Origin of the sequence: Novosphingobium sp. 63-713 (genome assembly GCF_001898925.1) — a bacterium.
In the GTDB taxonomy this organism is placed as follows: Bacteria; Pseudomonadota; Alphaproteobacteria; order Sphingomonadales; family Sphingomonadaceae; genus Novosphingobium.
The window spans coordinates 168,642-181,867 of the sequence record NZ_MKVS01000026.1 but is presented as its reverse complement, the minus strand read 5'-3'; the positions used below and the strand labels follow the sequence as shown (position 1 = coordinate 181,867).

Here is a 13,226-nt window from a genome sequence, read left to right as displayed (position 1 = left end):
CGAATAACACCGATCAGATCGGCATCCATGCGTTGGCGATGTGGCGCACCATCGCGCCGGGCGCAAGCAACAGAATATCTACCCGCATATCATCCCCGGCTTTAGCATAGTCCGGCCACAGCAATTCGGCCGCGCGCGCCACACGGGTCAAACGGCGCTGGTCGATGGCAAAATCGAGATCAGCCTCGCGGGCGCGCCATTTGACCTCGACGAAAACGACCAGCCCCGGCTGGCGAGCAATGATGTCCACCTCGCCGCGCGGGGTTTTGACGCGCTGGGCCACGATCTCGAAACCTTGATCGCGCAGCCAAGCGCAGGCCAGTGTTTCCCCATGCCGCCCCCTCGCCTCGGCGGCAATGCGGTCGGCCTCGCGTTTCCAGTTCATTTCAACGTGAGCGCCAAAGCATACAACGCCTTGCGATCCAGCCCGGTGGCCTTGGCCACGGCGGCGGCGGCCTGGCTGGGCTTCAACTCGCGCAATTGCTCGCGCAGCAGCTTTTCGGCATCCTCCATACTGGCCGCCTCCGCCACCGCGGGGCCGACCATCAGCACGATCTCGCCGCGCGGCGGATTGGCGGTATAATGCTCGATCAGTTCATCGGGCGTGCCGCTGCGGCATTCCTCGAACATCTTGGTCAATTCGCGCGCCACGGCCACCTCGCGCCCCGGCAGAACCTTGGCAATCGCGGCCAGAGCATCGGTCAGGCGCGGCGCGGTTTCATAGAACACCAGCGTCGAAGGCACCACCGCCAGCTCGGCCAGAGCATGTTCGCGCGCCTTTTCCTTGGGCGGCAAGAAACCGGCAAACAGAAACTTGTCCGAAGGCAGGCCCGAAAGCGTGATGCCCACAATCGCCGCGCTGGGGCCGGGAATCGAGGTGACGGGAATGCCCCGCTCGCGGCATTCGCGCACAAGGCGATAGCCGGGGTCCGAGACCAGCGGCGTGCCCGCATCCGACACCAGCGCCACCGGATGATCCGCCATCAGCGCCAGCAAGCCCTCACGCGCTCGCTCGTCGGCATGGTCGTCATAGCGGATCATGCGTGCTTTGATGTCCAGATGCTGCAACAAACGCCCGGTAACCCGCGTATCCTCACAGGCCACCGCCGCCACGTCTCGCAATGTCTCGATAGCGCGCAGGGTGATATCGCGGAGATTGCCAATTGGCGTGGCGACAATATACAGGCCAGAAGAGAGTTTTTGTTCCATAGGTCAGCTTCATAGCAGGGCCGACCGGAGCAAGCCAACAGGACAAAAAAGATGGAACAGCCCAAGGCCCCCGCAAGCCGCACGCTTTGGCGCAAAAGCATGACCCTTGGCGTCACCGCTCTGCTTTCGGCCTGTACGGTCGTGCCCAAGGGACCGGTGGAAACGCCCAATGCGCCGCCCCCGCCCACCGCGCAACTGCCCGCCGACGAAGGACGCCATCGCATCGCGCTGCTGGTGCCGCTTTCGGGCCCGGGCAGCGCGGTGGGTCAGGCGATGGCCAATGCCACGACCATGGCCCTGCTGGACACCAACGCCACCAAGATCCGCATCACCACCTATGACACATCGCCCGGCCCGGCGGCGGCGGCGGCCAAGGCGCTGGCCGATGGCAACCGGCTGATCCTGGGCCCGATGCTGGGCGAGGATGCGCTGGCCGTGGCGCAGACGGCGCGCCCGGCCCATGTGCCGGTGATTTCCTATACCGGAGACGCTGGCGTGGCGGGCAATGATGTGTTCGTGATGGGGGCGGTTCCGGCCCAAACTATCGCGCGCGAGGTCAAATATGCGCGCGCCCAGGGTCTGACCCGCTTTGCCGCGCTGATGCCGCTGGGCAATTATGGCGAACGGGCGGGCAATGCCACCATTGCGGCGGTGCGCGCGGCGGGCGGCACGCTGGTGGGCATGGAAAGCTATGATCGCTCCAAGGGCTCGCTGACGGCGGCGGTGCGGCGGCTGAAAGGGCGCGGGGCGTTTGATGCGGTGGTGATCGGCGATACGGCGGCGATGGCCGCGCAGGCCGCGCCGCTGCTGAAAATCGCGGCGCCGGGTCTGCGCATTCTGGGCAATGAACTGTGGGCCGGAGAGGCCGTGGTGGCGCGCACGCCCGCGCTGAACGGCGCATGGTTTGCCGCCCTTTCGGATCAGCGCTTTGGCCGGTTCACCGAAAGCTACAAGGCGCGCTTTGGCCAGCCGCCCTATCGCGCGGCCACGCTGGGTTATGACAGCGTGCTGCTGAGCTTGCGCATTGCGCGCGAATGGGCGCCGGGCACGCCCTTCCCCACCGGGCGTCTGCTGGATCGGGGCGGGTTCCTCGGGCTGGACGGCATCTTCCGCTTCAACAGCAATCAGGTGATCGAGCGCGCGCTGGAAGTGCGCGAGGCGCGCGGCGGGGCGATCAATGTGCTCAGCCCCGCTCCGTCGCGCTTCGAGGACTGAGGTTTCAGGGGATTTCAGGGCGTGGGGCGCTTGCGTTCGGGACCAACGCCGGTCTAGTCTGTCGTTCATGTCGGACGATCTGTTTGAAACCCCACGCGGCCCCTCGGGCGAGGCCTATGACGCCAATGCGATCGAGGTGCTCGAGGGCCTTGAACCGGTGCGCCGCCGCCCCGGCATGTATATCGGCGGCACCGACGAACGCGCGCTCCACCATCTTGTGGCTGAAGTCCTGGACAATGCGATGGACGAGGCCGTCGCGGGCCATGCCAACCGCATCGAAGTCATGCTTGAGGAAGAGCCCGGAACGCCCGGGCGCATCACCATCATCGACAATGGCCGCGGCATTCCCGTGGGCGAACATCCGAAGTTTCCCGGCAAATCCGCGCTGGAGGTGATCCTTTCAACGCTCCATTCGGGCGGCAAGTTTTCCGGCAAGGCCTATGCCACCAGCGGCGGTCTGCACGGCGTGGGCATCAGCGTGGTCAATGCGCTTTCGACGCTGACGCGGGTTGAGGTGGCGATCAACAAGGAATTGTTCGCGCAGGAATTTTCCAAGGGCCAGACCCTCGGCCCGATCAAGAAGGTCGGCGCGGCGCCCAACCGGCGCGGCACCAGCGTGCAGTTCACGCCCGATACCGAAATTTTCGGCACGGATGCCCGCTTCAAGCCTGCCCGCCTGTTCAAACTGGTGCGCTCCAAGGCCTATCTGTTTGCGGGCGTTGAAATCCGCTGGAAATGCTCCCCCTCGCTGGCCTCCGAGGATGTGCCCGCCGAGGCCACGTTCCAGTTTCCCGGCGGCCTGGCCGACCATCTGGCCGAACAACTGGCCACGCGCGAATGCGTGACCGCCGCACCCTTTGCCGGATCGCAGGACTTCCCCGGCGAAATGAATGGCCGCGTCGAATGGGCGATCGCCTGGCCGCTGTGGTCCGAAGGCGCCTATTCCTATTATTGCAACACCATCCCCACGCCCGATGGCGGCACCCATGAACAGGGCCTGCGCGCGGCGTTGACCAAGGGCATCCGCGCTTTTGGCGATTTGGTGGGCAATAAAAAGGCCAAGGACATTGCTCCCGAAGACGTGGTGACATGCTGCGAGGCGATGCTCAGCGTCTTTATCCGCGACCCGCAGTTTCAGTCCCAGACCAAGGACCGCCTGACCAGCCCCGAGGCCGCGCGTCTGGTGGAAAATGCGGTGCGCGACCATTTCGACCATTTCCTGACCGACAATATGGATCGCGGCAAGGCGCTGCTGGGCCATGTGATGGAGCGGATGGACGAGCGTCTGCGTCGCAAGGCCGAGCGCGAGGTCAAGCGCAAGACCGCCACCAATGCGCGCAAGCTGCGCCTGCCGGGCAAGCTGACCGATTGCAGCGGCGAAGGCGAAGGCGAGACCGAACTGTTCATCGTGGAAGGCGATTCGGCGGGCGGCAGCGCGAAACAGGCCCGCGACCGCAAGACGCAGGCCATCCTGCCCATTCGCGGCAAGATCCTGAACGTGGCCAGCGCCTCGCTCGACAAGATCCGCGCCAATCAGGAAATCGCCGATCTGTCGCTGGCGATGGGCTGCGGGCTGCGCAAGGACTGCAATCCCGACCTTTTGCGCTATGACCGCATCATCATCATGACCGACGCCGATGTCGACGGCGCACATATCGCTACGCTGCTGATGACCTTCTTCTTTCAGGAAATGCCCGATGTGGTGCGTAAAGGTCATCTCTATCTGGCCCAGCCGCCGCTGTACCGCCTGACGGCGGGCAAGGAGAGCGCCTATGCCCGCGACGACGCACACCGGGCCGAGCTGGAAAAGACCAAGTTCAAGGGCAAGAAGGTCGAGGTGGGCCGGTTCAAGGGCCTTGGCGAAATGAACCCGCAGCAATTGCGCGAAACCACGATGGACCCGGCCAAGCGCAGCCTGGTGCGCATCACCCTGCCGCAGGAATATGAGGACCGGGCGCAGGTCAAGGATCTGGTGGACCGCCTGATGGGCCGCAACCCGGAACACCGCTTCCACTTCATCCAGAACCGCGCCGCCGATATCGACCCCGAAATGATCGACGCCTAATGGCCACCAAATCGCATTTCGAGGTGCTGGACGGCTTGCGCGGTGTGGCTGCGCTGCTGGTTCTGGTGTTTCATATCAGCGAGATCTTGTCCAAGGGCGTGATGGCGGACAATTGGCTGCCGCACGGCGCGCTGGCGGTGGATTTCTTCTTTGCGCTCTCGGGGTTTGTCATCGCCCATGCCTATGACCGGCGTATGGCCGAAGGGCTGGGCTTTGGTGGGTTTATGCTGCGCCGCTTTGTCCGGCTGCACCCCATTGTGCCGCTGGCCACGCTGATCGGCGCGCTGGCATGGGTTTACGCCCCCTTCCCCCATGCGGCGCATGTGGTCGATGGGCGGTTCTGGACGGCGGTGGTCATGGGGCTTTTCCTGCTGCCCTATCCCACACTGGCCGACCGGGCCGAGGACACCCATTCGCTCGACGGGCCGACATGGACACTGTTTCAGGAATATATCGGCTCGATCGCCTATGGGCTGGTGCTGCACCGCCTGTCGCCGCGCGTGCTGGCATGGTTGCTGATCCCGGCGGGCGGGCTGCTGGCTTGGGGCGCGGTGGTCTATGGCAATCTCTCGGTCGGCTGGGGGTGGAGCCACTGGTGGATGGCGGAGGCTCGTCTGGCGTTTCCCTTCATCTTCGGCATCCTGCTTCGCCGCATCCTGCCGAGCCTGACGCCATTGCGGATGAGTTTTGGCGGATTGGCCATCGTGATGACGGTAGCCTTTGCCGCGGGTGTGCCGGGGGGTAAGCCGGGCTGGGCCAATGGACTGCTGGAATTCGCCTATGTTGCCCTGCTCTTTCCGCTTATCATTCTGATGGGCGCCCATTCGCGGATGAGCGCGGGGATGCGCAAAGTCGCCAAGGCGCTGGGCCGCCTGTCTTACCCATTGTATATCATCCATTATCCCTTCATCTATTGGTATTGGGATATGGCGCTGGATCCGTATCCGCATGACCTCGCCCTTTGGGCCCCGGTGATTTACATTGGCTCGGTGGCGCTGGGCTGGGCGGCGCTGCGGTTTTGGGATGAACCCCTGCGGCGCTGGGCCACGGCGCGCTTGATTGCCAAAGGAGATGGCCAATGACGCATACCGGACCCCATACTGGTCAATGCCTGTGCGGCGCGGTCAAGCTCTCGCTGAAGGGCGATCCGATTGCCGCGCGCATGTGCTGGTGCCATGACTGCCAGCGGCTGGCCAGCGGGTCGGCCACGGTCAACGCCCTGTTCGCGCCGGAAAATGTGACGGTGACGGGGCCGGTGACGCTGCACCACAAGACCGCCGACAGCGGCAATACGGTCGAGCGCGCCTTTTGCAGCGCCTGCGGCAGCCATGTGTTTTCGCGGCCGCTGCTCGATCCGCCGGTGGCCTATCGCATCCGTGCGGGGGCCTTGGATAATCCTGAGATCGCCAAGCCCACCGGCATCATCTGGACAGCCAGCGCGCCTTCATGGGCGGTGATGGACCCGGCGCTGCCGCAATTTCCCAAGGCGCCGCCGGCGTAAATCCAGCGGCGCCCATGGGCATCAATCCTGCGGGCGCAGCTTTTCCATCGGCACTTCGGCAAACATCTTCTGCACGGCCGGGCGCGCGTTGATCTGGGCGATCCAGCGCACCAGATGCGGCGCATCAGCCTCGTTCACCAGTTCGGGGAAGCTGTAATTCATGCCATTGGCGATAGCGAAATTGCAGATATCGGCCAGCGTGAACATATCGCCCGCCAGCCATTCATGGTCGGCCAGATGGTCATTGAGGCGCGTGACCGAAAAGGCGATCTTGCGCATTTCCTCGTCCAGCAGATCCTGCGGGAAGCCTTCGCGCGCGCGGCGCCATTTGACCTGCTGCTCAAAGACCGGGATGGCCTTCACCTTCTCCTCGAACGCCTCATCGCTCAGGCTTTTGACCATATTGCCGACATAGCGGTGCCAGCCGATGGTCGAGACACACCAGCAGAAATATTCATCGACCCACTTGGTCCAGATCCGCATTTGCGCGCGGCCATAGGAATCGGCAGGGCGCAGCTTGACCTCACCGGGGTGTTCGTCTTCCAGATATTCGCAGATCACCGTGCTTTCGGTAATCACCTTGTCCCCATCGACCAGAGCGGGCACCTGTCCGCGCGGATTGATGGCCTTGAACCAATCCTGATGATGTTCAAAGATGGCCGGGTTCAGGCGGTGCCCTTCGAACGGCGTGCCCTTTTCATAGAGGGTAAGCAGCGGCTTCATCGAATTGGCGGCCGGGCCGAAAGAATAGAGTTTGAGCATCGTCTAGGCATCCTCTTGTGCTTTGCCCCGACCTTAAGGAATGTAAGCAATGCATACAAGTGGTGGGAAAAATACCCGTCAGATTCCGCCTATCGGCCCCACCCGATTTGCCGCCATCCGCGCCCGGATCGAAGCTTTCGCCCCGCGCCCCGGATGGCGCACATGGGTCTATGAATTCCTGCTCTTCGGGTTCAAGCAAGGCTGGGCATGCCTGTTCGGCGGCCTGATGCTGGCCCTGCTGCTGATGACGCATCTGTTCTATCCGGCGCATGCGGCGCTGGCCCGCTATGACATGCTGACGCTTTCGGCGCTGGGCATACAGGTCGCCATGCTGGCGCTGCGGCTGGAAAGCCGCGAGGAGGCATGGGTGATCGCGGCCTTTCACATCGTCGGCACGGTGATGGAACTGTTCAAGACCGCGCAGGGGTCATGGGTCTATCCCGAGGCGGGGTTTCTGCGGATCGGGAATGTGCCGCTGTTCTCCGGCTTCATGTATGCGGCGGTGGGCAGCTATATCGCGCGGGTCTGGCGCATCTTTGATTTCCGTTTCAGCCATTATCCCGATGAAAGGCTGACGGCGCTGGTGGCCGTGCTGATCTATGTGAATTTCTTTGCCCATCACTGGCTGCCCGATATTCGGCTGGGGCTGTTTGCGGCGATCGGCATGCTGTTCTGGCGCACGCGGGTCTATTTCCGCAACTGGCGGGTGCATCGCTGGATGCCGCTGCTCTTGGGGTGGTTTCTGGTGGCGGGCTTTATCTGGATCGCGGAGAATATCGCCACTTTCGCCAATGCATGGCTCTATCCGGGCCAGCGGCATGGCTGGGTGATGGTTTCGCCCGGCAAGCTGGGGGCGTGGTATCTGTTGATGTATATTTCGTTTGTGCTGGTGGCGCGGCTGCATCGCGCCGCGCCACGCAAGGGTCAATAAAGGAGATAAGGAGCGATTTCCTCCGCCCAGCGCGCCTCGTCCGGCGTGGTGATCGCGTCGAGATCGGCGGCGCAGGAACCCGCATCCTCCACCCATTCGCGTAAAGCCGGACCGCCGTTGATGACATCAATGGCAAGGCGCGTCAGCTCATACTCATAGGGGAAATCGCGCCACAACGGATAATCGGGATAGAGCCGCCGGATCGCCTTGAAGGCCAGCGCCTGCAAACGCCAGGGGCGGAAGGCCTGATGGTCATAAAACCCGCCCTCGGCATGGATCATCAGCGCGCTGCACAATTGGCCGACATGCTTGTGGAATGTGGGCGTGAACCAGCATTCGCGCAGGGCACATCCCGTCATCCATTGCGGCGCAAATGCCTGCATCTCGGCCAGCACAGCCTTGGCATGCACGTCCGGCGCGCCGAACAGCACCTCCAGAGGCCGCGTCGTGCCGCGCCCTTCGGACAGGTTCGTGCCCTCCAGCATCACCGTCCCGGCATAGGCGCGGGCCATGTTGAGACTGGCCGCATTCGGGCTGGGGTTGATCCAGAGGCGCTCCTCGGGCCAGCCAAAACCGGCAAGGCCAGCGCGCGCCGGAGCATCGGGCGTCCAGCCCTCCATGGTGATGACGCGGTAATCGACATCCAGCTTGTAATGGTCGACGAACCAACGCCCCATCTCGCCCAGCGTCAGGCCGTGGCGCATCGGCATCGGCCCGGCGCCGACAAAGCTCTCCTGTCCGGGGATCAGCGTCAGCCCTTCGATGGGGCGCCCCGCCGGATTGGGCCTGTCCAGCACCCAGACCGACTTGCCCGTGCCCGATGCGGCTTCCAACAGATAGAGCAGCGTGGTGACGAAAGTGTAGATCCGGCAGCCAAGATCCTGAAGATCAAACAGGAAAATGTCGGCCGTATCCATCATCGCCGGGGTCGGGCGGCGCACCTGTCCATAAAGGCTGAACACCGGTATGCCGAGCGCAGGGTCGAACTCGTCCTCCGTCTCGACCATATTGTCCTGCTTGTCGCCCTTCAGCCCGTGCTGGGGGCCAAAGGCGCTGGTCAGGTTCACATCGCCGCAAGCAGCCAGCGCATCAAGACTATGCACCAGCCCCGAGGTCAGCGAGGCGGGATGCGCCACCAGCGACACACGGCGTCCGGCAAGCGGGGCACGAAGCGAGGGATCAGCGAGCAGGCGGTCAAGGCCGAACAGAACAGTCATGGTGCCTCCGCTGCCGCAAGCTGGAGCGTGAAGCAAGAGCGCTTGTGAAAATCGGGCCGCCCTTCGCCATGGGCGAGCGCCCAATAGGATTTATGGCCGCCTGCCTCCTCGATCACAGCGGTCAGACCAGCGCAAACCGCGCCATCCAAAATCGCGCGCGGCAGCCGGACCTGGCAGATCGCCACGTCGCCCGCCCCCGTTATGGCGATCGCCGGGGCGATGGGCATATCCGCATTCCGCTCGCCCTCACGATAATCGGCAAAACCATAGGTCGCCCAGCGCGAGGAGGGCGAGAAGTTGAACTCCTGATAGCTCGTCCCCGCCTGCCCCAGAAACAGCTCGAAACAGGTCGCCTTCCACAGGTCATCATGGCGTTCAGGCGCGGTGGCCGCAGGCAGCACCACCCCCCCCGCCCCGCCCACGCGATATGTCAACGTCAAGGCATCGCCGCGCGCTTCCCAATCCACGCTTACGGATTTAACCCCTACGGCGGGCGTTTGCGGATGACAGATCAGCGAGAAAGTTCCCAAAATGAATTCTCCGTGCTAGGCGGCGCGCTCAATCAAGAGGCAAACATGACCGAATACAAGTCCGACCTGCTGCGCCTGCTCGACGAGCGGGGCTATATCCACCAGTTGACCGATGCCGCCGCGCTCGATGCGTTGGCCTGCAAACAGGTGGTGCCGGGCTATATCGGCTTCGATCCCACGGCGCCATCGCTGCACGTGGGGTCGATGGTGCAGATCATGCTGCTGCGCCGTTTGCAACAGGCCGGGCACAAGCCCATCGTGGTAATGGGCGGCGGCACCGGCAAGATCGGCGACCCCAGCTTCAAGGACGAAGCGCGCAAGCTGATGACCGACGAGATCATCGCGGACAATGTCGCCTCGATCCGCCGCGTTTTCGACCGTTTCCTGACCTTTGGAGACGGGCCGAGCGATGCGATCATGGTCGACAATGCCGAATGGCTCGACAAGCTGGGCTATATCTCGTTCCTGCGCGAGGTGGGCCAGCATTTCAGCGTCAACCGGATGCTGTCCTTCGATTCGGTCAAAACCCGGCTTGATCGCGAACAGTCTCTGTCCTTCCTTGAATTCAACTATATGATTCTTCAGGGCTATGACTTCCGCGAATTGTCCAAGCGCTATGGCTGCCGCCTGCAGATGGGCGGGTCGGACCAATGGGGCAATATCGTCAACGGCATCGAACTGACCCGCCGTATGGACGGCGTGGAGGTGTTCGGTGTGACCACTCCGCTGCTCACCACCGCCGATGGGGCCAAGATGGGCAAATCGGTCAACGGCGCGGTCTGGCTCAATGATGATGCGCTGCCCGCCTATGACTTCTGGCAATATTGGCGCAACACCGACGACCGCGACGTGGGCCGCTTCCTCAAACTGTTCACCGACCTGCCGCTCGATGAAATCGCTCGTCTTGAGGCGCTTGAGGGCAGCGAGATCAATGCCGCCAAGATCGTGCTGGCCAATGAGGTGACGAAACTGGTGCGCGGCGAGCAAGCCGCCAAGGCCGCCGAAGCCACCGCCAGCGCCACTTTTGCCGGCGGCGGTCTGGGCGCGGATCTGCCGGTATGGCATGTTCCGGCCGAAGGCTGCACGATCATCGATGCGCTGGTCGGAATTGGATTTGCGGCGAGCCGTGGCGAAGCCAAGCGCCTGATCGCGGGCGGCGGGGCCAAGCTGGACGGCGTTGCCGTCAGCGATGAAAATCTGCCGATTAGCCTTGAAAGCGGAGAAATCCGCCTTTCCTCGGGCAAAAAGAAGCACGGGATTCTCAAGGCTTTGTGATGCTTTCGGAGGCGGCAAGCTCTTGCCGCCTCCACCGGCAGCTTCTTGCCATATTTACCATTTTTTCGCCATTTGTGTCCTAAAAGCCTCTCCTTGACGTAATTCATGCAGGAGATTGACACATGGCATCAGGGGCACAGCTTTCGGTTACCGAACTGCGCCGCGCGCCATCCGGTCAGTTTCCGGGTGGTGGCCGAACACCGGCGCGTGGGCGATGTGATGCTCGACATCGCCAATATTTCGATCCACGGCTTCATGGTCGGCAACAAGGTCGAATTGGGGCGCGGCGAAAGGGTAACGATCCGCTTGCCCGTCGTCGGGCGCATCGAGGCTCATCTGATCTGGTCGACCGATGATCGTTCGGGTTTTCAATTTGAACGCATCATCCGTCAGGACGATTTCACCAACATGATCGCCGCGCTGCAACCCAACCCGCGCCTGCGCCGATAAGACAGAACCGGGGGGCGCCGACCAAAGGCGCCCACAAGCCAGATTTTTCCCTCAACAAGCACTGGTATCTTGGCAATCGGCTTTGCACCTGCCACATCGGCGCGGTGATGGAGCCAACCAACCCTCTGCAAATCGCCGACTATCGCCGATTTTGGATCGCCCGTTTCCTCTCCTGGCTGTCGGGCTCGGGCATGGTGGTCATCATCGGCTATCAGCTTTATGATCTGGCGCGCCAATCCTATGGAATGACCATTGCCCAAGCCTCCTTCATGCTGGGGGTGCTGGGCTTTGTGCAATTCGTGCCGATGTTTTTGCTTACCCCGGTTTCGGGCGTGGTGTCCGACCGGTTTGATCGGCGCAAGGTCGGCGCGCTGTCAGTCTCGGTCGATATGGCCATGGCGCTGACGCTGGCCATCACCACATGGCAGGGCTGGCTCAGCCTGCCGCTGGTGCTGTTTCTGGGCATGGCGCATGGCACGGCGCGGGTGTTTGTCGGGCCTTCGGTGGGGGCCATCGCGCCGATGATCGTGCCGCCTGCGCTCTTGCCCCGCGCGATTGCGATGAATTCCATGGCGATGCAATCGGGCACGATTGCCGGGCCTGCGGTGGCGGGATTGCTGTTTGGCTGGCATCCGTCGCTCTTCTATTGGATGTCCTGCGCGCTGCTGTGTGTCTCGGCGCTGGCGCTGCTGACGATCCGGCCCCTGCCCGCCCATGCCGCCAATCGTGAAACCCACCCGATGCGCATGGCGTGGGAAGGGCTGACTTTTGTGCGCGGCAATCCGTTCCTGCTGGGCTGCATCACGCTCGATCTCTTCGCTGTGATGCTGGCCGGGGCGACGGCGCTGCTGCCCGTCTATGCGCGCGATATCCTGCATGTGGGGCCGACGGGTCTGGGCGAAATGCGCGCGGCACCGGCGGTGGGCGCGGCGGTGCTGGGCATACTGTTGTCGATCAAACCGCTGGAGCGGCGGGTGGGCATCACCATGCTCGGCTCGGTCGCGCTGTTTGGCGCGGCGACGGCGGTGTTTGCCATTTCCACCAATTATGCGCTGTCGCTGGCCATGCTGGCGGTGCTGGGCGCGGCCGACATGATCAGCATGTTCGTGCGCTCCACGCTGGTCCAGATGCATACGCCCGATGAAATGCGCGGGCGGGTTTCGGCCATTTCGGGTCTGGCCATCGGCGCCTCCAACGAATTGGGCGAGATGGAATCGGGCATTGCCGCATGGTTGCTGGGTGCGCAGGGAGCGGTGCTGTTCGGCGGCCTTGGCGCGGTGGCGGTAACGCTGATCTGGGCCTTTCTGTTTCCGCAAATCCGCAAAGCCAATCGTTTTACCCCCCAAGAGGATGATTGATCATGCTTCAGCCTGTTTCCTATTCCGACGGTGATGTCGCGCTGACCGGCTGGGTGGCGCGTCCGGCCGGAACGCCGCGCGCCGCGATCCTGATCTGGCCCACCATCGCCAATATCGGCCCCGCCATCGAGGCCCGCGCACTGGCTCTGGCCGAGCAGGGCTATCTGGCCATGGTCGGCGATTTCTATGGCGCGCCGGTGGCCAGTTTCGAAGCCTCCTTCCCGATGGCCGAGGTTTTGCGCGGGGATTGGGATGCCTATCGCACGCGCCTCCATGCCGCGCTCTCGGCGCTGCGCGCCCTGCCCGGCGCAGAAGGACTCAAGGTCGGCGTGATCGGCTATTGCATGGGCGGTCAGGCCGCGCTCGAACTGGCGCGTGACGGGGCTGACATTGCCGCCGCCGTCAGCTTCCACGGCGTCTTCGGCACGGAAAAGCCCGCCGCGCCCGGCGCGGTCAAGGCGCGCATTCTGGTGCTGCATGGCGATGCCGATCCGCTGGCCCCGCGCAGCGCCGTCATCGGCCTTTGGGAGGAATTGGACGCCGCCGGGGCCAACTGGCATTTCCACGCCTATGCGGGCGTGCGCCATGGCTTTACCGACCCCGACAGCGATGCGCGCGGTAAGGACTTTCTGGGCTATAACACCAGCGCCGACCGTCAGAGCTGGGCCGCGATGCTCAGCTTCTTCGACGAGATCTTTGCGTAATCCAGCCGC

At 63.4% G+C, this 13,226-nt stretch carries 14 protein-coding genes; 9 read left to right on the top strand and 5 right to left on the bottom strand.

All coding sequences use genetic code 11. The features are described from left to right. Positions 1 to 13: 13 nt before the first annotated feature. Both BGP00_RS11515 and rsmI read right to left on the bottom strand, forming a co-directional pair. On the bottom strand, positions 14 to 385 hold the full coding sequence (locus BGP00_RS11515) for a YraN family protein (RefSeq protein ID WP_292689380.1): 372 nt from the start codon (positions 383 to 385) through the stop codon (positions 14 to 16). Beyond that, a complete protein-coding gene (rsmI, locus tag BGP00_RS11510) occupies positions 382 to 1,209 on the bottom strand; it encodes a 16S rRNA (cytidine(1402)-2'-O)-methyltransferase (protein ID WP_168602589.1) in 828 nt (275 codons plus the stop codon). The genes BGP00_RS11515 and rsmI overlap by 4 nt, the downstream gene beginning before the upstream one ends. A 51-nt stretch (positions 1,210 to 1,260) precedes the next feature. Here rsmI and BGP00_RS11505 point away from each other — a divergent pair, with 51 nt between their 5' ends. From BGP00_RS11505 to BGP00_RS11490, 4 genes are all read left to right on the top strand, one after another. Further along, positions 1,261 to 2,424 (top strand): penicillin-binding protein activator, encoded by a 1,164-nt coding sequence (locus BGP00_RS11505; RefSeq protein ID WP_168602588.1) that lies wholly within the window; start codon positions 1,261 to 1,263, stop codon positions 2,422 to 2,424. Positions 2,425 to 2,491: 67 nt separating this feature from the next. After that, positions 2,492 to 4,489 carry a DNA topoisomerase IV subunit B gene (gene parE / locus BGP00_RS11500; RefSeq protein ID WP_168602587.1) on the top strand — a complete coding sequence of 666 codons (1,998 nt, stop codon included), beginning with the start codon at positions 2,492 to 2,494 and terminating at the stop codon, positions 4,487 to 4,489. Continuing rightward, complete coding sequence (locus BGP00_RS11495; RefSeq protein WP_292689379.1) at positions 4,489 to 5,571, top strand: acyltransferase; 1,083 nt, start codon at positions 4,489 to 4,491, stop codon at positions 5,569 to 5,571. The genes parE and BGP00_RS11495 overlap by 1 nt, the downstream gene beginning before the upstream one ends. Further along, a complete protein-coding gene (locus BGP00_RS11490; protein ID WP_292689378.1) occupies positions 5,568 to 5,990 on the top strand; it encodes a GFA family protein in 423 nt (140 codons plus the stop codon). Before BGP00_RS11495 ends, BGP00_RS11490 begins: the two co-directional genes overlap by 4 nt. Positions 5,991 to 6,011: 21 nt before the next feature. Here the strand turns inward: BGP00_RS11490 and BGP00_RS11485 are convergent, their stop codons facing one another. Further along, positions 6,012 to 6,752, bottom strand: coding sequence for a glutathione S-transferase family protein (locus BGP00_RS11485; protein WP_168602584.1), 741 nt, complete (start codon positions 6,750 to 6,752; stop codon positions 6,012 to 6,014). Positions 6,753 to 6,801: 49 nt separating this feature from the next. On the opposite strand from BGP00_RS11485, the gene BGP00_RS11480 reads away from it, so the two are divergent. After that, on the top strand, positions 6,802 to 7,683 hold the full coding sequence (locus tag BGP00_RS11480; RefSeq protein ID WP_292689377.1) for a DUF817 domain-containing protein: 882 nt from the start codon (positions 6,802 to 6,804) through the stop codon (positions 7,681 to 7,683). Here the strand turns inward: BGP00_RS11480 and BGP00_RS11475 are convergent. Beyond that, on the bottom strand, positions 7,677 to 8,900 hold the full coding sequence (locus BGP00_RS11475) for a DUF1343 domain-containing protein (protein ID WP_292689376.1): 1,224 nt from the start codon (positions 8,898 to 8,900) through the stop codon (positions 7,677 to 7,679). The two genes, BGP00_RS11480 and BGP00_RS11475, sit on opposite strands and share 7 nt — an antisense overlap. Next, positions 8,897 to 9,340 carry a DOMON-like domain-containing protein gene (locus BGP00_RS11470; RefSeq protein ID WP_292689375.1) on the bottom strand — a complete coding sequence of 148 codons (444 nt, stop codon included), beginning with the start codon at positions 9,338 to 9,340 and terminating at the stop codon, positions 8,897 to 8,899. Before BGP00_RS11470 ends, BGP00_RS11475 begins: the two co-directional genes overlap by 4 nt. Positions 9,341 to 9,475: 135 nt before the next feature. Here BGP00_RS11470 and tyrS point away from each other — a divergent pair, with 135 nt between their 5' ends. The 4 genes from tyrS (at position 9,476) to BGP00_RS11450 (ending at position 13,217) form a co-directional block, all read left to right on the top strand. Continuing rightward, the gene (gene tyrS / locus BGP00_RS11465; RefSeq protein WP_292689374.1) at positions 9,476 to 10,705 is read left to right on the top strand and encodes a tyrosine--tRNA ligase; all 1,230 of its coding nucleotides are present in this window, start codon (positions 9,476 to 9,478) and stop codon (positions 10,703 to 10,705) included. 105 nt (positions 10,706 to 10,810) lie between these two features. After that, the gene (locus tag BGP00_RS11460; RefSeq protein WP_366522329.1) at positions 10,811 to 11,155 is read left to right on the top strand and encodes a PilZ domain-containing protein; all 345 of its coding nucleotides are present in this window, start codon (positions 10,811 to 10,813) and stop codon (positions 11,153 to 11,155) included. A gap of 107 nt (positions 11,156 to 11,262) precedes the next feature. Then, a complete protein-coding gene (locus tag BGP00_RS11455; RefSeq protein WP_292689709.1) occupies positions 11,263 to 12,513 on the top strand; it encodes an MFS transporter in 1,251 nt (416 codons plus the stop codon). Positions 12,514 to 12,515: 2 nt separating this feature from the next. Further along, positions 12,516 to 13,217, top strand: coding sequence for a dienelactone hydrolase family protein (locus BGP00_RS11450; RefSeq protein ID WP_172249230.1), 702 nt, complete (start codon positions 12,516 to 12,518; stop codon positions 13,215 to 13,217). Positions 13,218 to 13,226: the final 9 nt, after the last annotated feature.